The sequence below is a fragment of the Agathobacter rectalis ATCC 33656 genome (assembly GCF_000020605.1).
Lineage (GTDB): Bacteria > Bacillota > Clostridia > Lachnospirales > Lachnospiraceae > Roseburia > Roseburia rectalis.
On the sequence record NC_012781.1, the window covers coordinates 227,792 to 250,350 of the forward strand.

16 protein-coding genes are annotated in these 22,559 nt (G+C 42.7%); 15 read left to right on the forward strand and 1 reads right to left on the reverse strand.

All coding sequences use genetic code 11. The features are described from left to right. Positions 1–245: 245 nt before the first annotated feature. The 7 genes from EUBREC_RS01110 to EUBREC_RS01140 all read left to right on the forward strand — a co-directional run bounded on the left by EUBREC_RS01110 (position 246) and on the right by EUBREC_RS01140 (position 9,140). Positions 246–1,634 carry an ABC transporter substrate-binding protein gene (locus EUBREC_RS01110; protein WP_041253783.1) on the forward strand — a complete coding sequence of 463 codons (1,389 nt, stop codon included), beginning with the start codon at positions 246–248 and terminating at the stop codon, positions 1,632–1,634. A gap of 87 nt (positions 1,635–1,721) precedes the next feature. Then, positions 1,722–2,579 carry a carbohydrate ABC transporter permease gene (locus tag EUBREC_RS01115; RefSeq protein ID WP_012741172.1) on the forward strand — a complete coding sequence of 286 codons (858 nt, stop codon included), beginning with the start codon at positions 1,722–1,724 and terminating at the stop codon, positions 2,577–2,579. Then, complete coding sequence (locus EUBREC_RS01120; RefSeq protein ID WP_012741173.1) at positions 2,579–3,490, forward strand: carbohydrate ABC transporter permease; 912 nt, start codon at positions 2,579–2,581, stop codon at positions 3,488–3,490. The genes EUBREC_RS01115 and EUBREC_RS01120 overlap by 1 nt, the downstream gene beginning before the upstream one ends. Positions 3,491–3,672: 182 nt before the next feature. Further along, complete coding sequence (locus EUBREC_RS01125) at positions 3,673–4,677, forward strand: LacI family DNA-binding transcriptional regulator (protein ID WP_012741174.1); 1,005 nt, start codon at positions 3,673–3,675, stop codon at positions 4,675–4,677. A 60-nt stretch (positions 4,678–4,737) separates the two neighbouring features. After that, a complete protein-coding gene (locus EUBREC_RS01130; protein WP_012741175.1) occupies positions 4,738–5,904 on the forward strand; it encodes an AI-2E family transporter in 1,167 nt (388 codons plus the stop codon). Positions 5,905–6,093: 189 nt separating this feature from the next. Next, complete coding sequence (locus EUBREC_RS01135; RefSeq protein ID WP_012741176.1) at positions 6,094–7,437, forward strand: MATE family efflux transporter; 1,344 nt, start codon at positions 6,094–6,096, stop codon at positions 7,435–7,437. A gap of 83 nt (positions 7,438–7,520) precedes the next feature. Continuing rightward, complete coding sequence (locus EUBREC_RS01140) at positions 7,521–9,140, forward strand: hypothetical protein (protein ID WP_012741177.1); 1,620 nt, start codon at positions 7,521–7,523, stop codon at positions 9,138–9,140. A 27-nt stretch (positions 9,141–9,167) separates the two neighbouring features. Here EUBREC_RS01140 and EUBREC_RS01145 read toward each other — a convergent pair whose 3' ends face one another. Continuing rightward, positions 9,168–10,193 (reverse strand): LacI family DNA-binding transcriptional regulator, encoded by a 1,026-nt coding sequence (locus EUBREC_RS01145; RefSeq protein ID WP_012741178.1) that lies wholly within the window; start codon positions 10,191–10,193, stop codon positions 9,168–9,170. A 166-nt stretch (positions 10,194–10,359) separates the two neighbouring features. Here EUBREC_RS01145 and EUBREC_RS01150 point away from each other — a divergent pair, with 166 nt between their 5' ends. The 8 genes from EUBREC_RS01150 (at position 10,360) to EUBREC_RS01185 (ending at position 22,454) form a co-directional block, all read left to right on the forward strand. Next, complete coding sequence (locus tag EUBREC_RS01150) at positions 10,360–11,274, forward strand: ABC transporter permease (protein WP_012741179.1); 915 nt, start codon at positions 10,360–10,362, stop codon at positions 11,272–11,274. A gap of 12 nt (positions 11,275–11,286) precedes the next feature. Then, the gene (locus EUBREC_RS01155) at positions 11,287–12,189 is read left to right on the forward strand and encodes a carbohydrate ABC transporter permease (protein ID WP_012741180.1); all 903 of its coding nucleotides are present in this window, start codon (positions 11,287–11,289) and stop codon (positions 12,187–12,189) included. 20 nt (positions 12,190–12,209) lie between these two features. Then, positions 12,210–13,898, forward strand: coding sequence for an ABC transporter substrate-binding protein (locus EUBREC_RS01160; RefSeq protein WP_041254406.1), 1,689 nt, complete (start codon positions 12,210–12,212; stop codon positions 13,896–13,898). Positions 13,899–13,953: 55 nt separating this feature from the next. Then, positions 13,954–15,417 (forward strand): glycoside hydrolase family 32 protein, encoded by a 1,464-nt coding sequence (locus EUBREC_RS01165; RefSeq protein ID WP_012741182.1) that lies wholly within the window; start codon positions 13,954–13,956, stop codon positions 15,415–15,417. A 122-nt stretch (positions 15,418–15,539) separates the two neighbouring features. After that, complete coding sequence (locus tag EUBREC_RS01170) at positions 15,540–16,487, forward strand: carbohydrate kinase family protein (RefSeq protein WP_012741183.1); 948 nt, start codon at positions 15,540–15,542, stop codon at positions 16,485–16,487. A gap of 154 nt (positions 16,488–16,641) precedes the next feature. Next, the gene (locus EUBREC_RS01175) at positions 16,642–18,339 is read left to right on the forward strand and encodes an AAA family ATPase (protein ID WP_012741184.1); all 1,698 of its coding nucleotides are present in this window, start codon (positions 16,642–16,644) and stop codon (positions 18,337–18,339) included. Further along, positions 18,340–20,478: a SulP family inorganic anion transporter gene (locus EUBREC_RS01180; protein ID WP_012741185.1), complete on the forward strand. Its 2,139-nt coding sequence runs from the start codon at positions 18,340–18,342 to the stop codon at positions 20,476–20,478. After that, positions 20,475–22,454, forward strand: a complete 1,980-nt coding sequence (locus EUBREC_RS01185; RefSeq protein ID WP_012741186.1) for a RecQ family ATP-dependent DNA helicase — start codon at positions 20,475–20,477, stop codon at positions 22,452–22,454. The genes EUBREC_RS01180 and EUBREC_RS01185 overlap by 4 nt, the downstream gene beginning before the upstream one ends. The last annotated feature ends 105 nt before the right edge of the window (positions 22,455–22,559 follow it).

Below are 22,559 nucleotides of genomic sequence, written 5' to 3' on the forward strand. Positions count from 1 at the left end.
AAAATAACTAAAATGACCAAACGCCAGTGTGAGAATACTTATTTTTTTGCAATTCTTTGTGAAAAATTGCCAAAAAATACCTGGTGTTTTTATTAATATATACAGAAAAGACAAAATCCTCTTGCGAAACTACATGAAACTGTCTATAATAATTCTTGTGAAAACGTTACCGCAAACATTACCGAAAACAACCAATAATGTTTGCAAAGACAATTTTAATATTAAATCTTTTAGGAGGGTTTAAAATGAAAAAGAAATTAGTAACAGTATTACTCGCTTCTTCAATGGTAGCAACAATGCTTGCCGGATGTGGATCAGGAAGCGGAGACGGAACAGAGAAAGGCTCATCTGCAAAGGGCGGCGATGGCTCAGTTTACATGTTAAACTTCAAGCCGGAGACAGATCAGGCATGGCAGGATCTTGCAGAGAAGTACACAGATGAGACAGGCGTACAGGTTACAGTAGTAACAGCAGCTGATGGACAGTACAAGACAACACTTAAGTCTGAGCTTGCTAAGAAGGAGGCTCCTACAATCTTCAATATCGGAAGCACATCAGACTGCGCAGAGTATGACAAATACATATATGACTTAAAGGACAGCGAGATTTACAAGCACCTTACAGATAAGTCACTTGCACTTGAGTACAATGGCAAGATTGCATCAGTAGCTAACTGCTATGAGTGCTACGGAATCATCTACAACAAGGCAATTCTTGAGAAATACTGCAGCAACTACTCTGGAGCAGTTATCAAGTCAGTAGATGATATCAAGGATCTTGATACATTAGAGAAGGTTGCAACTGATATCAACGAGCATGTAGATGACATCAACAAAGCTTGTGACTTACATCTTACAGAGGCATTTGCTTCAGCAGGACTTGACAGCGGATCTAACTGGAGATTCACAGGACATCTCGCAGGTCTCGCACTCTACTATGAGTTCAAGGATGCAGGATGTGATCTCACAGCAGGACAGAAGGAAGTTACAGGTAAGTACATGGACAACTTCAAGAGAGTTTGGGATATGTACACAAATACATCAGCAGCAGACAAGGCTACACTTGATTCAGGAAGCTTAAATGCTGAGTCAGAGCTTGGTATGGAAGAGGCTGTATTCTACCAGAATGGTGACTGGGAGTATGCTAACTTCGCAGATGACAACGAGAACGGATACACAGTTAAGCAGTCTGACCTTTCAATGATGCCTATCTACTTCGGTGTAGATGACGCGAACGAGGGACTTGCAGTTGGTACAGAGAACCACTGGACAGTAAACGCTAAGGCAGATCAGAAGGATATTGATGCAACACTTGAATTCCTCAACTGGGTAATCACAAGTGATGACGGACGTGATGCAATCGTTAATAAAATGGGTCTTTCAGCTCCATTCGATACATTCACAGGCGACTATGAGTCAAAGAACGCTTTTGCTAATGTAGCATCAGAACTTGCAAAGGAAGGCAAGACATCAGTAGCATGGTCATTCAACGCAACACCTTCAGTAGATGACTGGAGAGCTGATTTCCTTGCTCCACTCACAGAGTACACAGAGCGTAATGGTTCATGGGATGACGTTGCAAAGGCATTCTCAGAGAAATGGGCTTATTACTGGGATCTTCAGAACGAGCAGTAAAATTCTCTAAAAGTTAGTAAAAAGTAGTAAAAGTGGGGTGAGTGGCAGTCACTCACCCCATATTTTTTTAAGAAAGGTATATTTGTTATGGAAAAGTCGATTAGAAAAAAATTTTGGATCTTCGCTTTACCGACAATGGCAGCATTTACAATAGGATTTATTGTACCGTTCGTATATGGTATCTTCCTTTCATTTTGTAAATTCTCCACTGTTACAGACTGGAAATGGGTGGGATTTAAAAATTACACAAGGATTTTTGTTGTAAACGGCAGTGTGGATACAACCTTTATTCATTCAATCTGGTACACAGCACTATTTACAGTAGTTTCGGTACTGATTATCAATATCGTATCATTTGCAATAGCAATGGCGCTTACAAAAGGAATCAGAGGAACAAATCTTTTCCGTACAGTATTCTTCCTTCCAAACCTGATCGGTGGAATCGTACTCTCATATGTATGGTTGATGATTTTTAACTCTATCCTGCAGAACTATTCAAAGACAATCGTAAGCTCAGAGTGGTCAGCATTCTGGGGACTTATCGCAGTAGTATGCTGGCAGCAGATTGGATATATGATGATTATCTACATCGCAGGTATTCAGAATATACCGGGTGAGCTTATTGAGGCAGCAAAGATTGATGGAGCCAACAGATGGCAGCTCTTAAAGAGCGTTATTCTTCCAATGCTTATGCCGACAATCACAATCTGTACATTCCTGACACTGACAAACGGCTTCAAGCTGTTCGACCAGAACTTAGCTCTTACAGGCGGTAATCCGGGAAAGATGTCAGAGCTGCTTGCCTTAAATATCTACAACACCATGTATGGAACAACAGGATGGCAGGGCGTAGGCCAGGCAAAGGCTGTTATATTCTTTATAATTGTTGCAATTATCGCACTTGCACAGAATAAGATTACTACAAGCAAGGAGGTACAGGACTAATGGCAAAACAGAAAAAAACGCAGGAAGTCAGTGCCGTAAGACAGGCCAAGCACGGTTGGATAATCACATTATTATTCACTGTTTTATCAGTACTTTGGATTTCACCAATCTTTATGGTGTTACTCAATTCATTTAAGAGAAAAGCCTACATATTCAAGCATCCGTTTGGAATCAGCACAGTATCTATCACTGAGGGCTTTGAAGCCTTCAAGGATGGTATGTCAAGGCTTTTCTGTAGCACATTAAACTACAAGAATGGTCTCAGAATGACACATTTCTGGGACTGCTTTGGAAATTCACTTTTCATCACAGTCGGCTCAGTAGTACTTATTGTACTCTGCTGCTCAATGTGTGCATGGTACATAGTTCGTGTAAAGACTAAGGGCACAAAGCTTATGTATACACTTTGCCTTTTCTCTATGATTGTACCATTCCAGATGGTAATGTTTACATTATCAAAATTTGCAAATATGCTTCATTTATCAAATCCACTCGGTATCATCATTGTATATCTTGGCTTTGGAGCAGGACTTGCTGTGTTTATGTTTACAGGATTTGTAAAGAGTATCTCATTAGAGATCGAAGAGGCAGCTATGATTGATGGCTGTACACCATTACAGATGTATTTCAGGGTTGTATTTCCAATACTTCGTCCTACAGCGGTAACAGTAGCGATACTTGAGGCAATGTGGGTATGGAATGATTACCTTCTTCCATCACTGGTTTTAAACATCAACCAGTACAAAACCATACCAATTGCTATTCAGTACTTAAAGCAGAGCCACGGTATGATTGACTGGGGTGCAATGATGGCCATGCTCGTGCTTGCGATTCTGCCAATTGTTATCTTCTATATTGTATGTCAGAAGTACATTATAGAGGGTGTGCTCGCAGGAGCTGTAAAGGGTTAATATAGCTTACAAGAGGATATAGTTTATGTTATTTTAAGCCCCACACTTGTTAAGAAAACATGTGGGGCTTAAGCTAAATTAGCAGGTTTTGTAGTTGTGGATATATGATATAACGAGTGAAATAAATTATATCACATGGATATAATGTAAAAGGACGTATCGCTGTCCGGACGGGGAAAACAATGACAATTGTAGATATAGCAAAAGAATCGGGATACTCAGTAACAACTGTATCCCGAGTTTTAAATAACAGGCAGGATGTTTCTCCTGCAGCAAAAGAAACCATAATGAAAATAGTTGAGGCACACAACTTTGTGCCAAATACCAATGCAAAGAGGCTCAAGCAGACCATTTCCAGAAATATTTATCTGTTGGTAAAGGGTACCTCTAATATGCTGTTTGCAAACGTAGTCGAGGAAATCCAGTCGATAATAGACAGAACAGACTACTCTTTGAGCATCACATATCTGGATGAGGACAGTAATCTAAGCAGTGTGACAGACCGCATATGCAGGGAGCGAAAGCCGCTTGGCATCATATTCCTCGGAGGCAGCAGGGAGGATTTCTCGGAGGATACATCTTCGTTTAAGGTGCCGTGTGTTATCGTGACCACATCGGCAGAAAACTGGAGCATGGAGGAGCTGTCATCTGTTTCCATTGATGATGAGAAGGCAGGGGAAACAATCGTCGACTATCTCATCGAGCATGGACATACAAAGATAGCAGAGATTGGAGCCAATCTGGAGCTTTCACAGACAGCTCGTCTGCGACATAACGGATATCTCAACAGCTTAAAAAAGCATGGAATCACACCTGATGAGCGTTACTATGAGAGAGCGCGATTCTCATATGACAGCGCATATCGTGCGATGAAAAAGCTTTTGGAAAAGGATATAGAAATCACCGCAGTCTATGCGATTTCCGATGTCATGGCAATCGGTGCCTTAAGGGCAATACTTGATAAGGGACTCAGGGTGCCGGAAGATATATCTATCACAGGCTTTGATGGTTCGACACTTGCAGAGTACTACAATCCCAAGATTGTATCTATCAGACAGCCGCACAAGGATATGGCGGCACGCAGCGTGGAGCTTCTTTTTAACATGATAGATTTGCATAAAGGCTCATGTCATGAGATAATACCATTTGAGCTGACAGAGGGCGAGAGTGTTGCTAGAATTGATTAAAGACTATATAATATCAGCTTGTTACATTCCGGACATACAATAAACGAGGAGGAATCGCGCATGGAAGTGAATAATAAGATGAAGCACACCATAAAGGTCGCATGGGCCAAAGGGTTTTCACAGTTTTTAGCACTAGCAGGAGCAATCCTGCTAGTGTTTGTGCTATTTAAATTCGATGCAATAATGGCACAGATAGTGAGAATAATAAACATACTTATGCCAATCATCATGGGGATTGTGCTGGCGTATCTCATAAATCCGATGGTAGAGTTTTATGACAGAAAGCTAAGCAATTCGCTTGGCAAAGCCATAGAAAAGAAGTGTGGAAAGAGACCTTCTATGAGAGGGTTGTCAATACTTATAAGTCTGGCCATAATAATAGCCATTATTGTAGTGCTCATCATGATGGTGGTGCCACAGCTTGTAAGCAATATCACAAATGCGGTCAGTCTTTTACCGGATCAGATACAGGACCTTGTGAAAAAAATCACGGAGCTTGCCAAAAACAATGACAGGGCAAAGGAAATAATCACTGAGCTATACAATAACGGCATAAGCTATTTTACTGAATGGGTAAAGGACAATATGCTCGGACAGGTTACCTTTGTGATAAACGGTATTATGGGAATCTTTGGCACAGCGGTAAACTGTCTTGTTGCATTCATCGTTGCCATCTATGTCCTTCTTAGCAAGGATACCTTCAAACGCCAGACTAAAAAGCTCGTGAGCGCATTTCTGCCGGAGCGCCATATACAGGTGCTTTCAAGCATCTTAAAGGAGAGCGACAAGATATTCGGTGGCTTTATCAGTGGCAAAATCATTGATTCACTCATAATCGGAGCTATCTGTTTCGTGTGCTGCCTGATACTGCGAATGCCGTATGTAGCACTCATCAGCGTGATAGTCGGAGTGACCAATGTCATACCGTTCTTTGGACCGTACATTGGAGCCATACCAAGCACCATACTCATCATGCTCGACAGCCCGTCAAAGGGTGTGATATTTTTGCTGTTTATCATTATCTTACAGCAGGTGGACGGCAATATTATCGGACCAAAGATACTCGGTGAGTCCACAGGACTCTCACCTTTCTGGGTGGTATTTGCAATCTTCCTTGGAAATGGATTATTTGGAGTAATGGGGCTGTTCATCGGAGTACCGACATGGGGTGTCGTGTACTACCTGATAAAGAGATATGTGAATTATCGTGTGAGGAAGAAAGAATAAACGTACTGTTAAAAAATAAGTTATAAATTTTGAAAATAGTACTTGAATACTGGAAAATATGTGTATATAATGTGTGAACGAGGCTTTGAAAAAGAGCTTGTTCACACATTTTTTTAATAGATTTTCTGCAGGGGTGAACCTGCTGGGAAAAGTTATTATGAATTGAATTTTTGGGGAGGGTATTTACACATGAAGACAGACATGACTAAAGGCAATCCAATGAAAATTATACTGCTGTTCTCGATTCCTGTTCTGATGGGAAATCTGTTTCAGCAGTTCTATAATATGGTGGACACGATTATCGTGGGGCAGTATCTGGGCTCAAAGGCGCTTGCGGCGGTTGGTTCGACAGGCTGTATTATGTTTCTGGTGCTTGGCTTTGCAAATGGAATAGCACAGGGCTTTGGAGTTATGGCAAGCCATGCGTTTGGTGCGAAAAAAGAGAAGCTTTTGAAGCATTATGTGGCTTTAGCTATCATTCTTACTGTGATTGTTTCAGTGGTGCTCACGATTCCGACAGTGCTTGCGTCGAGGCAGCTTCTTATCTGGCTCAATACACCTGATGATATACTTGTCATGGCTGATGCGTACATAAAGGTCATTTTTGCGGGAATTTTCTGCACCATGTCCTACAATGTGGCTTCCGGTCTTTTGCGAAGTATCGGAGACAGCAAGACTCCGCTGTACTTTTTGATTTTTTCATCTGTATTGAATATTGTGCTGGATATATTCTTTATCGTGGTGGTGAAGGCAGGCACAGCAGGAGCTGCTTATGCGACAGTTATCTCGCAGGGAATTGCTGCAGTTTTGTCATTTATCGTGATGTTTAAGAAGTATGATTTGCTGCGCACCAGCCGTGAGGATTATTACATGGACTGGAGCGGAATCTGGCGCATGCTCTCAATCGGTCTGCAGATGGCACTCAACTATTCAATCACTGCTATCGGAACGATGATCTTCCAGGCTGCGGTCAATGTGTTCGGTTCGCAGGTGGTAGCTGCGTATACCGCCGCATCCAAGGTCAGCAATATCGCGACACAGACCATGCCTACACTTGGAACAGCCGCTGCGACTTACTGCGGACAAAATCTTGGAGCAGGAAGATACGACAGGATATTTAAGGGTATGAAGTCATGCTTTTTCATATGTATAGGCTGCGCAGTTTTAGCGGCAGCAATTAACTGCTTTGTCGGACCGTACATGATAGGCTGGTTTATCACATCGCCTACGGCAACTGACATTGACTGTGCTATGAAATATCTGAAAATCGCGAGTGTCTTCATGCTTCCTCTTGCATGGATTTTTGCATACAGAAACGGTCTGCAGGGACTTAACAAGGGTCTTGTGCCTATGCTTAGCGGTGCGATGGAGCTTGTGTCGAGATGGATTGCAATACTTGCCCTGTCAAAGCCATTTGGTTACGGCGGTGTGTGCTTTGCAGATCCGGCAGCCTGGCTTACAACAGGAATACTACTTATTGTGACCTACTATGTGTGGGAGATGCGCATGAGAAAGAAGATACAGATAAAATAGATTTCACACAAATTGGTTTATTCGTGGTACAATTAAGCCACGGATAAATCAATTTCATTTACAGAGATAAAGAGGCGGATTGCATGAATTATTATGAGCTTTCAAACACTGTCACCCCTGATACCATTGGATACAAAAATGGCTTATGGCAGAAAAGATATGTGCAGATTTACAGAGTATTGACTGTTGTATGGAGTGTTTTGACATTATGCTTGTTGTTTGGAATGTTCCATAGGGATGACTATAGTTCAGGAATGATTAAATCATGTTTATTGCTCTTTTTTGCATGTATTATTTTTCTGGTGTTGATGCTGATCGCTGTTGTTAATATATCAGCGAAAAGGACAGAGAATTGGAGCCTTCAGGACAGGCATGATTACAATTTGGCTATGTACAGAACCAGATACAGGAATAATAGGCAGCTTCAGTCAGTTGTGTTGATAGTGATGGCTAAGCAGCAGCTTCTTATGTCAAACTATGATCTGGCCGCACAGGCTCTTGCAATGGTTGATATCAATTGTGTGAAGCTGCCATATTTAAGAGATTATTATTTTTGCAATGCTGCAGTTTTGTTCCTATGTGATAAGCCGGGCTGGCAGGAGTGGCTGGATAAGTGCTATGCTGTGCCGGCGAATCAAAAGCAGATGACGGACATGCAGATTGGTGCATTGTTTTTATCAGAAAATGCAAAAATGGATTTGTGTCAGGCAATTTACGCAGACACCAGGATAAAGCATAAGTGGCCGACAGCAATTGTAATTACTGCGATATTGGTGTTGTATGCAGGAATTTTCTATGGAGTAGGAGGCTTACTGTCTCGAGGATATCACTATAGATACTGGTTCGAGCTGTCGTCTGTTCTGATAACATACGCAGGCTGTATGGTCTTGTCGCTTTACTGGATAATCAGGTGGATATTATTCAGTGACAGCGTATCTAAAAAGTCAGAAGGGGTAAGGCTATTCAGAAAAGTAATACTCATAGTCATGTGGCTGTGTTTGATGGCTGCCATGGTTATTAATCTGATAATTTCATTCATCGGCATGGATACGGAGAAAAAGGTATATGCGAATGGTCTTATCTGCATGAGTACTTCGGATGGATATAGTACTGATGAATATTATAACATCAAGGTTGGACCTTTCCTGAGACGAAATTTGACATTTAAGGAAACAATAAAGTTTGGACTTATAAACGATGATGACAGCACCGATGACAGTGGAAATGATGCTGGTGATAGTGGTGCAAATGACAGTGAAAACAGCACTGAGAATAATTCACAGTCATACAATGACGCTTCTGAAAATACAGAAAATGAGAATGCAGGAAATGAGAACGCTGACGAAAGCCTGGATACAGAAAGCATGGCCGTATATGATTACATGTCAGCTGCAGGGATACTCTCAGCCGGGGATGCCGGTATTATTCGCAACGGTTCCACAGCTAAAGGTACTTTTTATTCTGTTTTCGAAACCGGCGAGGCTGATGGAAATACGTATGAGAATAGGTTAGTTTATGACAGAGTTTCCGAAAATGGACAGTGTGATTTGTTTGTTTATGAGCAGTTGGTTAGTGGCTCAGATACAAGGCTACTGGGATTTTATGCTGTAAATAAAACCACAAATGAGGTTTTCTCAGCGGATAGAAACTCATGGGGTGGTGTGAGCAGCAGGGAATATCAGGACGCAACAGGAGAAAATTAGGCTGGTACATGTCACATAAACGATGTACTAGCTGGTTGTCTCCCTGCGGATCAGCACAGGCGCTATCTTTTTGTGCGTTGGCGCCAAATCGGGTTCTGGCTTTCTTTGCTTGCGGTTTTCCATCTGCTTAACGAGTAAATCCATGGCGGTTCTTGCGATTACATCTATCTGCTGGCCGATGGTGGTGATTGGAATTATGGCTTCGTTGGCAATTGGTGAATTGTCGAAGCCGACTATCTCATAGCTGTCCGGCAGGCAGCCGTATTTTTGTATGACAAGGTTCAAAAACATGTTGGCATATGTGTCGTTTGCCAGGAATACCCCTTTCTTTTTATCAGGATATTTCTCATCTATATTGTTAAAAATCACCTTCATCTGAGAAAATAAATCGTTGTACGAATCACCGGATACGTTCAGGCTGAGCTCATAGGGAATATTGTGCTCGGTACAGGTGTCCTCAAACGCACGGATTCTGTCGTAAGCCGGGACATACTTTGGTACATCTACATTGATATGGATGAGGATGTCACATTTGTCACGTATTAAAAGAGATGTGGCCTGAAGCGCACCCATATAGTTGTCGGAGGTGACACTGCTTATATGCATGGATTCTCGCTCGATTGCGACAATTGGAATGTGGTATGAAGCAAGCTTTTCAGATGAGAGAGTGTGACTTAGCACGATAAGACCCTCTATCTGATAAGCTAAAAGTTCATCAATGTAGTTTTCTTCCTCAGCCGCCCCCTTGTCACTCATAAAGACGAGAAACTTATAGTGATAGTTAGCGTAAGTGGCTAAAAGCTGTGTGAGCATCTCAGAGTAGTAGTGCAGGTAAAGGTTTGGCACTATTATGCCGACAAACTCGCTCTTACCGTTTGCGAGAACCTTTGCGAGCTTATTCTTCTTATAGCCGAGCTCATCAAGCGCACGGGAAATCTTTTCCTGATTCTCTAGTGTCAGAGAGTCCGGATGATTGAAATATCTTGAAATCGTTGTTTTTGAAAAATGTGTATATTCCGCAATATCTGCAAATGTAACCTGTTTTTTTCCCATGGGATGTCTCCTTATAAAAATTACTTATATTACAAATGTTTATAAACAGTATACAGCGCAATTTCCAAAATATCAACAAAAAAGTAACCGGTTACTTTGCCGGTTACGCAAGAGCGTAAATTAAGTAAAAAAGACAAAATGTGAAAAAGAGTGGAGGTCACAGCAAATGAAAGAAAAAAAGCAGTCATTGAAAAGCAAAGTGACATATGTGAAGAAAAACTGGATGTTGTACATATTTTTCCTTATGCCGGCACTTTTACTGACAATTATATTCAAGTATGTTCCGATGGGCGGACTGCTCATAGCATTCAAGGATTACAATGTCATAAAGGGTGTGCTGGGGAGTCCATGGGTCGGGCTTGAATATTTCAAGAGATTTTTATCATCACCTGATTTTATGAACTACCTTATGAATACGTTAAAGGTAAGTATTTACGGATTGTTATGGGGATTTCCGGTACCGATCATACTTGCACTGCTTCTGAATCGTATTCGCAAAGAGGGCATCAAGAAAAAGATACAGCTTCTGATTTACGCACCAAATTTTATCTCAGTTATTGTACTTTGTGGTATGGTTCGTATGTTTTTATCACCAATCGGACCTATGAACAAGCTGCTCGGTATCAGCACAAACTGGATGACAATGCCGGCTGCATTCAGGACAATCTACATAGCGAGCGGCATCTGGCAGGGAGCAGGCTGGGCTTCAATCATGTACACAGCGGCATTATCCAATGCGAGCAAGGAGCTTGAGGAGGCAGCGAGAATGGATGGAGCAAACATCTTCCAGCAGATGTGGTATGTTGAGCTTCCGGCTATTAAGAATATTATAGTGATACAGTTCATCCTGCAGGCAGGAAATATTATGAGTATCGGTTTCGAGAAAGCCTATGCGTTACAGACAGATATGAACTTACCGGCATCGGAAATTCTTTCTACATATGTATACAGAATCGGACTTTTGAATGGAGACTATGGTTATTCAACAGCGGTTGGTCTTTTCAACTCGGTAATCAACGTAATATTGCTGATTATAGTCAATGCGGTTGTAAAGAAGCTAAACGATGGTGAAGGAATCTAGGAGGAAAGTGCAATGGAAAAAGATATGACGATAAAAATCAAATATTCACGGACTGATAAAATTGTTCTTGGAATTGGATATACACTTCTTGGGTTGTTTGTGCTTGCAATAATTGTTCCGTTAGTATATGTAGTGCTGGCATCTTTCATGGATCCGACAGTACTTAACAATCAGGGACTGAGCTTCAACATAAAGGACTGGACTATTGATGCATACAGACGAGTTCTGGAAAATGACATGATATGGCGCGGATTTTTTAATTCGTTTTTTTACTCAATAGCGTTTGCGGCAATCTCAGTATTTGTCACAATCCTGGCAGCATATCCTATGTCTAAAAAGGAATTTGTCGGAAGAAAATTTTTCAATGTGATTTTTATTATCACAATGTTTTTTGGAGGAGGAATGATTCCTACATTCATCCTTATAAATCAGCTCCATATGGTAAACACCGTATGGGCAATCCTCATTCCGGGCGCTTTCAATGTGTGGAATATGATTTTGGCGAGAACCTATTATCAGTCAGTGCCAAATGAGCTTCGTGAGGCATCAGCCATCGACGGAGCAAATGAAATACAGCATTTCTTTAAGATTATGCTTCCGGTTTGTAAGCCGATTATTGCGGTGCTTATGCTTTGGTCATTTGTAGGAATGTGGAACAGCTACTTTGATGCAATGATTTACCTGAATGACGCAAATCTCCAGCCATTACAGCTTGTACTGCGTTCAATTCTCGTGCAGAATACACCTCAGCCGGGCATGATTGCAGATATCCAGAGTACAGCTGAGATGGCAAAGGTTGCAGAGCAGCTCAAGTACGCTACAATTGTTGTATCAAGTTTACCACTTTTGATTATGTATCCATTTTTCCAGAAATATTTTGATAAAGGAATCATGGTTGGATCTGTTAAGGGCTAACAGAAAGGATGAGTATGGATATGAAAAAAAGAAGCTTCAAAAAATTAATTACACTTTCGCTTACACTTGCAATGCTGACAGGTGTGGCAGGCTGTGGAAAGCAGCAGAGCTTAAATGCTGAGACAAATCCGGACACACCGGTATCAGATGTGCAGTTCCCTCTGAAGGAGAAGGCTGAGCTGTCATTTATCACAAGTGCACCGGCCACATCCACACAGGATCCTAATGAGAGGACTATCTTCAAGAGAATGGAGAAGCAGACCAACGTGCATATCGACTGGACATGCTTCGTTTCAGACCAGTTCTCTGACAAGAAGAATCTGGCATTGGCGCAGTTTGGTAATCTGCCGGATGGACTGTTTAATGCAGGTATGAGTGATTACGACCTGCTCAGATATGCAAAGCAGGGTATCATTATTCCGGTAGAGAATCTGATCGATAAATATATGCCTAATCTTCAGGCAGTTTTTGAGAAATATCCTGAATATAGGACAATGTGTACCGCACCGGACGGACATATCTATTCATTTCCTTGGATAGAGCAGCTTGGTGCAGGAAAAGAGGCAATTCAGGCAATCGGAGATATACCTTATATCAACAAGAAATGGCTTGATTATCTGGGACTTGAGGTGCCGACTACTACAGACGAGCTCGAGCAGGTGCTTATTGCATTCAGAGATCATGCAGACGAGCTTGAGAAAGAGTTTGACATTGAGGGCGGTGTCATTCCTATGTCATTTATTATAAACAACGGTGACCAGGATCCAGCCATCCTCATGAACGGCTTTGGTGAGGGTTATGGTGATACAGGTGACCACTTTGCAGTAACAGATGAGGGAAAAGTCATCTATACTCCTACACAGGAGGGCTACAAGGAGGGTATCGAGTGGCTTCACAAGCTTGTCACAGAGGATTTGATTGACCCTGAGGCATTTACACAGGAGTGGTCAACATATGTAGCAAAGGGTAAAAACCACAGATACGGGCTCTGCTTTACATGGGACATTGCAAACATTGACAATAACACAGATTACGTCATGCTTCCTGCTCTCACAGGACCTGACGGAGTCAGAAATATCACCAGACAGAATAACAGTGAGACGAGTGGTTTCGACAGAGGACGATGCGTACTGACATCAAGCTGCAGGGATACGGCTTTGGCAGCCGCGTGGATTGATCAGATGTATGCTCCAATCCAGTCACCACAGAATAACTGGGGAACATACGGCGAGAAAGATTCGTTCAACATCTTTGAGATGAGCACAAACGATGAGGGTGGACAGATGTTAAAGCATATGGATCTGGGCGATCAGTCACCGGTTGAGGTGCGTGAGGCGCAGTCTGTAAACGGACCGCTTGCTGTTTTAAATGAGTACTATGATGTTTATGTGACAGAGCCTGCAGATGCCAAGTGGCGTCTCGACAACATGCATGAGGCTTATCTGAAGGACATGAACAGTAAGTATGTCTATCCAAACGTGTTCATGAGCATAGATGACACCAACAAGGTGTCACAGTACGACACAGACATCAAGAAATATGCTGAGCAGAAAAAGGCCGACTGGATATTAAACGGCGGCATTGATAAGGAATGGGATTCATACCTTAAGAAACTTAATAAATATGGTTTACAGGATTATCTGAAGATAAAGCAGAAATATTTTGACAGCTATCAGAAATCCCTTGAGAGTACGTCAGAGGGCAAATAGGTTACTGTTCATAATTCTGTATTACCGGCAAAGCAAACAGAATTGGAGGATTTGAATGAGCGAATTATTGGAAAAAGCAAGAAGCTACGAGGCAAAAAAAATAGCTGCTACAGATAAAGAGAGTAAACCTTTGTTTCATATCAGTGCACCGGCAGGATGGATTAATGATCCGAATGGATTTTCTGTCTATAACGGAAAAATTCATCTGTTTTATCAGTACTATCCATATCTGCGTGAGTGGGGACCTATGCATTGGGGGCATAGTACGACAGGCGATATGATTAAATGGGAGCAGCTTCCGTGTGCTCTGGCACCTGACGAGGAATATGATAAAAAAGGATGTTTCTCAGGAAGTGCCATTGAGGCAGATGGTAAGCATGTGCTTGTATACACAGGTGTCACAAGGATTAAACTTCCTGACGGTAGTGAGCAGGAGAGACAGAACCAGTGCATCGCATTTGGAGACGGACTTAATTATGTGAAGCATGAGAATAATCCTGTTGTGACAGGCGATATGCTTCCTGAAAACTGCAGCAGAATCGATTTCCGTGACCCTAAAATATGGAAAGAGGATGACACATATTATCTTATAGTTGGAAGCAAGGACTTAAACAATGTGGGACAGGTAGTGCTCTGCTCTTCAAAAAACCTGACCGATTGGCAGTTTGAGACAATCCTTGCGGCAAACAGCACCGGCAAAATAGGTACCATGTGGGAGTGCCCGGACTTCTTTGGGCTGGAGGATAAGCATGTGCTCATCTGTTCACCGCAGAGTATGAAGGCAGACAAATATGAGTTTCATAACGGACACAACTCTGTATATTTTCTGGGGGATTATGATAAAGAAAATCATGTATTTATCAAGGAAGAGCCGCACACTCTTGACTATGGCATGGACTTTTATGCGCCACAGACTACACTGCTTCCGGACGGACGCCGTGTGATGATTGCCTGGATGAAGTCATGGGATGCATGTGTCGTTCCTGATTCGCAGGATTGGCAGGGCATGATGACACTGCCTCGTGAGCTTGAAATAAAGGACGGCCGCATCTGGCAGAAGCCGGTTAAGGAAATAGAAAATTATCGTGCAAACAAGTGTCATTATACAGATAAAAAAATAGACTGCTACACGACCTTTGATGGCATAAAGGGCCGCACTCTCGACATGACAGTGGAGCTTTCAGGCGAGGAGTACCATGACTTCACTGTTGAAATGGCATGCGATGATGAGTATAGTACAGCGTTTACCTACAACAGAGTCGCAGGCGTGCTCGAGATTGATCGTACCTGCTGTGGCGTCACAAAGGATGTCGTCTGTGTCAGAAAAATTAAAATCGCAGATACAGACAGAAAGCTAAAGCTTCGTTTCATCATGGACAGACAGTCTATAGAGCTCTTTATCAATGACGGACAGCAGGTCGCAACCACAGCTATCTGTACACCTCTTCAGGCAGACGGAATCAGCTTTAATTGTGACGGAAGTGCTGTTGTGGATATTGAAAAATATGATATAATATGATATAATTTTATAATATGAAAGCATATCAGTAGAGCATACAAATAATAACCGGACAAATTATTGGTCCGGTTATTTGTAGAATAATATACATAATATTTTGACAGGAAAGAAAGAGGTACAATATGGATGTAGTTGCATTAGGTGAATTACTTATAGATTTTACAGAAAACGGTACAAGTGCGCAGGACAATAAGCTTTTTGAGGCTAATCCGGGTGGAGCTCCATGTAACGTGCTTGCCATGCTTCAAAAGCTCGGTCATCAGACTGCTTTCATCGGAAAAGTGGGACAGGATGCGTTCGGAAGGCTGCTTGTTGATGCCGTAAAGGAGCAGGGCATCGACACAACAGGCGTGCGCTATGATGATAATGTCCATACCACTCTTGCATTTGTCCAGACCGCAGCAGACGGAGACAGAGATTTCTCATTTTACAGAAATCCGGGAGCAGATATGATGCTGACAGCGGATGAGGTGGATTTATCCCTTGTGAGAAACGCAAAAATTTTCCACTTCGGAAGTCTTTCAATGACAGATAAGATCTGTGAGAATGCGACAAAGCATGCAATAGCTGCCGCAAAAGAGGCAGGCGTACTGATTTCCTTTGACCCTAATCTGCGCAAACCGCTCTGGAAGAGCATGGACGATGCAAAAGAGAAGATAAGCTGGGGCCTGAGTCAGTGTGACATCTTAAAAATATCTGATGATGAGATTGAATTCATGACAGGCGAAAAGGACATAAAGACAGGTGTGAAGAAGCTCATAGATGAGTATCACATTCCGTTTATCTGTGCCACCATGGGCAAAAACGGAAGTATGGCATTTTTTGACGGACATATCGTGGAGGCAGCTCCGTTCCTGCGAGATGACACTGTCGAGACTACAGGTGCAGGAGATACCTTCTGTGCGTGCCTGCTTCACGATGTGCTGGAGCATGGTATCAATGACCGGAAGGATGACGGTGTGAAAAAGATGCTCACATTCGCAAATGCGGCAGCTTCTCTTATTACTACGAGAAAGGGCGCACTTCGCGTGATGCCTGAGAAGGGTGAGGTTGAGGCTGTGATTAAGTAGTTATAATTTAATACGATAAAAGAGATTATACTCTTCTTAATCTATGTTTAAAAACGTGATTAAGAAGAGTATATTTGTTTCTTGCAGTGCATAATTGTATTGGCTATAATATCATATATAAAACAATGATTTGAGACTATACAGGGAGTCAGATATGGTAAAAACGATTGGTATTGGGAAACAGGATTTTGCTTCTGTTATAGAAGATAATTGCTTTTTTGTGGACAAAACGAGCTTTATAAAGGAATGGTGGGATTCAAAGGATGATGTGACTCTCATCACGCGTCCGAGGCGTTTTGGAAAAACACTTAATATGAGCATGCTTAACTGCTTTTTTTCAAATCAGTATAAGGACAGGAGCGATTTGTTTGATTCATTGTCTATATGGGAGGATGAGGACTATCGAAAAATTCAGGGTACTTATCCTGTGATTTTTATGAGCTTTGCTTCGGTTAAGGCCGACAATCTGGGAGATGCAAAAATCCAGATAAAAGCACAGATAGAGGCTGTTTACAAAAGGCACAGATATCTGCTTGAGGGGGATACTCTGACAGCAGACGAAATAGCTGATTTTGAAGGAACAAATACCAGGATGGGTGATGCTGAGAGTGGATTAAAATTAAATATTTTGTGTGAGTATTTTCATCGTTACTGGGGAAAGAAGACGATAATTATCCTTGATGAGTATGATACTCCTATACAGGAGGCATATCTTCATGGATATTGGAATGAGTTTACTGCATATATAAGAAGCCTGTTTAATGCAACGTTCAAGACAAATCCGTATATGGAGCGTGCTATTATGACAGGAATCACGCGTGTATCAAAGGAATCAATTTTTTCAGACCTCAATAATCTGAATGTAATAACCACGACCTCAAGCAGTTATGCAACGAGCTTTGGATTTACAGAGAATGAAGTTTTTGATGCAATGGAAGAGTATGGTCTGTCCGGTGAAAAAGATACTGTAAAAAAATGGTATGACGGTTTTAAATTTGGAAATCACAGTGATATTTATAATCCATGGTCTATAACGAATTTTCTAAAGGAAAAACAGATAAGTCCATACTGGGCATCTACCAGCTCAAACGGTCTGGTAAATCGTTTGATCAGAACAGCATCTGCAGAAATAAAATCTATGATGGAAACACTTCTGGAAGGCGATTCTGTGGAGGTTAGCATTGACGAACAACTGGTGTTTGAACAGCTCGATAACGATGAAAATGCCATTTGGAGTCTTTTGCTTGCCAGCGGTTATTTAAAGGTTGATTCCTTAGAAAAAAGAGGTCTTACGCTTGAACCGTGGTATCATCTGAGCATTACAAATCTTGAAACCGTAAGTATGTTTTCAAATATGTTCAGAGGATGGTTTAATGCCTCTGTTTCGAATTATAATGGATTCATAAGGGCATTGCTTAGAGGCAATGTAAAGGAAATGAACATATACATGAATGAGGTCGCTTTATCTACCTTCAGCAGCTTTGACAGCGGAAAGCATCCTTCGGGAAAATCTGAACCGGAGAGATTTTATCATGGTTTTGTCTTAGGCCTGCTGGTCGAGCTTAGAGATAAATATGAAGTGCAGTCAAACCGTGAAAGTGGCTATGGCAGATATGATGTGATGATCATTCCACGTGATAAAAATTCGCAGGCTGTAATAATAGAATTTAAGGTTATTGATTCGCAAGAGGAGACATCACTGGATATGACTGCGGATAGTGCTTTGAAGCAGATTGAAGAGAAAAATTATGATGCAAAGCTTTTGGAACGAGGATATAAAAGAGAAGCAATTCAACATTATGGTTTCGCATTTGAAGGAAAGAAAGTATTGATAAAGAAGGCACAAATCTAAATGAAACAAAAATTATCAGTTGCACCAACACTCAAAAACTACGACAAGAAAAATCTCCCAAAGGACATTCTTGCGGGAATCATCATCATGGCGGTTTCGATTCCTATATCGATGGGCTATGCGCAGATATCCGGGCTACCGGCGGTATATGGCTTGTATGGCTCGGTATTCCCAATCATATTGTTTGCTCTGTTTTCCACATCACCGCAGTTTATATTCGGTGTGGATGCTGCTCCGGCGGCGCTTGTCGGAGCAGCAGTGCTTGGCATGGGAATAGAGGCAGGAAGCAAAGAGGCCATGACGGTTGTACCGGTGTTTACATTTTTTGTGGCACTGTGGCTTTTGGCATTTTACTTCATGAATGCCGGAAAGCTGGTGAACTACATATCTGCGCCGGTTATGGGCGGATTTATCACAGGCATATGTACTACAATCATACTGATGCAGGCACCAAAGCTCATGGGCTCTGCGGCAGGAACCGGAGAGCTTTTTGAACTGTCTGAGCATATATGGGAGGCCTTACACCACATAAATGCAGCCGCACTTGTCATGGGGATTGTAGCGCTTGCCATTTTGGTTGTGAGTAAGAGGCTTGTTCCAAAGTTTCCTATGGCGGTTGTGCTCATGGTAACAGGCGCGCTTTTTACATATTTTGGACCGGTAAAGGAGTGGGGAGTGCCGACTCTTTCAGCAGTTGAGCCCGGCATGCCGCGGTGGTATATACCGGATTTCGAGGCAGTTTTTTCAGTTCAAAAGGCCTCAGAGGTAATAGTTTTAAGTCTTTCGGTTGCTGTTGTCATCATGGCAGAGACACTTCTGGCAGAAAACAATTTCGCACAGAAAAACGGATACAGAATAGATGATAACACGGAGCTTTTGGCATTTTCCATAGGAAATATGGCTGCGGCTTTTACGGGCTGCTGTCCGATAAACGGTTCAGTGTCACGAACTGCGATGAGCGAGCAGTACGAGGGTAAGACACAGCTCACAGGGCTTGTTGCAGGCGTTTCCATGATAGCAGTGCTTCTTTTTTGCACAGGCTTTATAGGATATCTGCCGGTTCCGGTGCTCACGGCGATTGTCATATCAGCGCTCATGGGTGCCACGGAGTTTCATCTGGCAAAGAGACTGTGGAAGGTCAGCAGGACAGAATTTTTCATATTTGTTGGTGCTTTTTTCGGAGTACTTATTCTGGGTACGATAAACGGAGTTTTGATAGGAATCATTTTGTCTTTTGCCGAGATGATAATCAGAAGCGCAAAGCCGGCCACCTGCTTTCTCGGTGTGCAGCCGGGACACAGTCATTTCCGCGATATCAGGGAGAGCACAAACATCCACGAGATTGACGGTGTGATTATTTACAGATTTTCGAGCGGCCTGTTTTTTGCAAATGCAAAGGTACTTGTGCGTGATATTGAGGACCACCTAAAGCATGATACAAAAGCTGTCATAATCGATGCCGGAGCTATCGGAAGTATTGATATCACAGGAGCTGACAGCATAGAGTCACTTTACCGCTCACTGAAACAAAAAGGTGTAAAGCTATACATAACAGAGCACATTGCAGAGCTCAACGAGCAACTCAGGAAGCTGGGCTTAGGTTATTTAATTGAGCAGGGCTGTGTCAGAAGGACAATACATATTGCGCTAAAGGATATGGGAATAAACAGACCTTATCCGCTTGAGGGTGGCGTAGATAACGAGGAGCGCAGTGCCTCAAGAAAGCGTGCTGACAACAGAGTGCAGGAGTTTGTCTGGGCGTTTGGCGCCGAGAGTGAGGAGCAGATTGAAAAGCAGATAAAGCTTCAGATAGAACAGCTCAAAAAGACAAAGGATATAGAGGAAATCATGCATGGCCGCTGGGCGCATATGGATGAGTTTGACCAGGATGAGTGGCTGGAGCATCTGGAGGAGCATCTGAAAGAAATCGTCAACATATCAGGAAAGGATGTGCACACGCTTGCGGCAGATATCGAGATGCACCGTCGCGAGGTGCATGAGCGTATAGCAAGAGAGCATCCGGAGCTTGCAGAGCGGTTTGCACAGAGGAGACACCTGCTTGATAAGCATCTGAAGGAGAGAAGGCCTGAGGTCTACAGGATTATCGTGCAGCTAAGGGAGGACAACAAGCATAAATGAACATAAACCAGACACTCAAACAATACTTTGGCTACGACAGTCTTAGAACAGGGCAGGAGGAGCTCATAAACGGCATACTTGCAGGGCACGATGTGCTCGGTATCATGCCGACAGGCGCAGGAAAATCGCTGTGCTACCAGCTTCCGGCGCTTATGCTTAAAGGAATTACGCTTGTCATTTCGCCACTTATCTCGCTTATGTCAGATCAGGTCAAGGCTTTAAACCAGGCAGGAGTGCATGCCGCCTATATCAACAGCTCACTGACCGAAAACCAGATAAGGATGGCACTTTCGTATGCCTCACAGGGGCGATACAAGATAATCTATGTCGCTCCGGAGCGCCTCAACACGCCGCGTTTTCTGGATTTTGCCTGCAACGCGGACATATCGATGCTGACAGTTGATGAGGCACACTGTATATCGCAGTGGGGACAGGATTTCAGACCGAGCTATCTGGAAATTGCCGGATTTTTAACGAGACTTCCAAGACGACCGATAGTCAGTGCGTTTACAGCGACCGCCACGGAGCGCGTGAAAAATGATATAGTGGCTTCGCTTGGACTTAACAATCCGGTTACTATGGTGACTGGGTTTGACAGACCTAACCTGTTTTTCAGGGTTGTTACAAGAAAGGGAGGCAGCCAGAAGGACAACAGTATAATCAATTATGTGAAAAAGCATGAGGACGAAAGTGGAATAATATACTGCGCAACGAAAAAGAATGTGGATAAGCTGTATACTCTTTTAAATGAGCAGGGTATTTCGGCGGGCCGTTACCACGCAGGGCTTTCAAATGATGAACGTAAGCAGAATCAGGAGGATTTTACATACGACAGAATCCGTGTGATGGTTGCCACAAACGCATTTGGAATGGGAATCGACAAGTCAAATGTGAGATATGTGCTGCATTACAACATGCCACAGAGCCTCGAGTATTACTATCAGGAGGCCGGAAGGGCGGGGCGAGACGGTGAGGAAGCGGAATGTGTGCTGTTTTTCTCAAAGCAGGATATCATGATAAACAAGTTCCTTCTGCAAAATAAGGCTTCAGCAGGCGATGTGGCATCCGACATGCAAAAGACAGCCAATGACAGGAGGAAGCTGCAGCAGATGATAAATTACTGTGAAACGGACAAATGCCTGAGAGAGTTTATACTTTCATATTTCGGAGATACAACGCCATGCATCTGCAACAAATGCAGCAACTGTGTGGTTGTGGAGGATGAAGAGGAGGAGACATACGTTGAAACCGGCAAAAAGCGCAAAAAGGCAGCACAGCTTGCAGGGCTTAACGAGCTTGGTGCTGCGCTGTTTGAAAAGCTGCGCAGCGTGCGTACAGAGCTTGCTGCAGAAAAGTCGGTGCCTCCGTATATCATCTGCTCCGACAAGACCTTAAAGGATATGTGCGCGAAGCTGCCGCGGGATAAGGAACAGCTTGCCGATGTGTACGGAATGGGTGAGCAGAAGATACAAAATTATGGTGAAGCGTTTGTGACGGCGGTAAATTCATTTGTTGCAGATAACCCAAATCCATCAGGCAGTACGACCGGTGAAAGACCACAGACTGTTTTAAGTGATGAGGAGGCTGTTGAAATCGGCAGCACGAGAAAAAAGAAGCTTCCGTTTTACATCGAGCCACAGAGGCTTGATGAGGTAGAGCTCACCGACAAATGCAGGCTTACAGAGCTTACGAACAAAATAAATGAGCTGTGTCCTGCGGATAAGGAGCACAAAAAGCTTGCAGCCTCGTTTATAAACGAGCTTCTTATTGCAGAGGGATATCTGGAGGAAGTTACAGAAGACGGGAACAAGATAAAGCGTGTCACCGAAAAGGGACGAAGCGTAGGAATAGATGAGGAAGAGCGCAAGGCAAAATTTGGTGGAAGCTATTACGCTATCACCCACTCGAAGCAGAGCCAGCAGGTGATAATAGAAATGCTGAAAAAACACTATGGCAGCATTAAACCACAGGAGTAAATGGACTTTAGATAAACTGGATATATAAATTTATATAAAATTGGATATATACTTGATGCCACATAAGAGTATTATATACTTTAATTATAACTATTAAGAACTATT

Coding starts and splice junctions, on each gene's coding strand:
- EUBREC_RS01110 (WP_041253783.1), top strand. CDS start 246: ATGAAAAAGAAATTAGTAACAGTATTACTCGCTTCTTCAATGGTAGCA.
- EUBREC_RS01115 (WP_012741172.1), top strand. CDS start 1,722: ATGGAAAAGTCGATTAGAAAAAAATTTTGGATCTTCGCTTTACCGACA.
- EUBREC_RS01120 (WP_012741173.1), top strand. CDS start 2,579: ATGGCAAAACAGAAAAAAACGCAGGAAGTCAGTGCCGTAAGACAGGCC.
- EUBREC_RS01125 (WP_012741174.1), top strand. CDS start 3,673: ATGACAATTGTAGATATAGCAAAAGAATCGGGATACTCAGTAACAACT.
- EUBREC_RS01130 (WP_012741175.1), top strand. CDS start 4,738: ATGGAAGTGAATAATAAGATGAAGCACACCATAAAGGTCGCATGGGCC.
- EUBREC_RS01135 (WP_012741176.1), top strand. CDS start 6,094: ATGAAGACAGACATGACTAAAGGCAATCCAATGAAAATTATACTGCTG.
- EUBREC_RS01140 (WP_012741177.1), top strand. CDS start 7,521: ATGAATTATTATGAGCTTTCAAACACTGTCACCCCTGATACCATTGGA.
- EUBREC_RS01145 (WP_012741178.1), bottom strand. CDS start 10,193: ATGGGAAAAAAACAGGTTACATTTGCAGATATTGCGGAATATACACAT.
- EUBREC_RS01150 (WP_012741179.1), top strand. CDS start 10,360: ATGAAAGAAAAAAAGCAGTCATTGAAAAGCAAAGTGACATATGTGAAG.
- EUBREC_RS01155 (WP_012741180.1), top strand. CDS start 11,287: ATGGAAAAAGATATGACGATAAAAATCAAATATTCACGGACTGATAAA.
- EUBREC_RS01160 (WP_041254406.1), top strand. CDS start 12,210: ATGAAAAAAAGAAGCTTCAAAAAATTAATTACACTTTCGCTTACACTT.
- EUBREC_RS01165 (WP_012741182.1), top strand. CDS start 13,954: ATGAGCGAATTATTGGAAAAAGCAAGAAGCTACGAGGCAAAAAAAATA.
- EUBREC_RS01170 (WP_012741183.1), top strand. CDS start 15,540: ATGGATGTAGTTGCATTAGGTGAATTACTTATAGATTTTACAGAAAAC.
- EUBREC_RS01175 (WP_012741184.1), top strand. CDS start 16,642: ATGGTAAAAACGATTGGTATTGGGAAACAGGATTTTGCTTCTGTTATA.
- EUBREC_RS01180 (WP_012741185.1), top strand. CDS start 18,340: ATGAAACAAAAATTATCAGTTGCACCAACACTCAAAAACTACGACAAG.
- EUBREC_RS01185 (WP_012741186.1), top strand. CDS start 20,475: ATGAACATAAACCAGACACTCAAACAATACTTTGGCTACGACAGTCTT.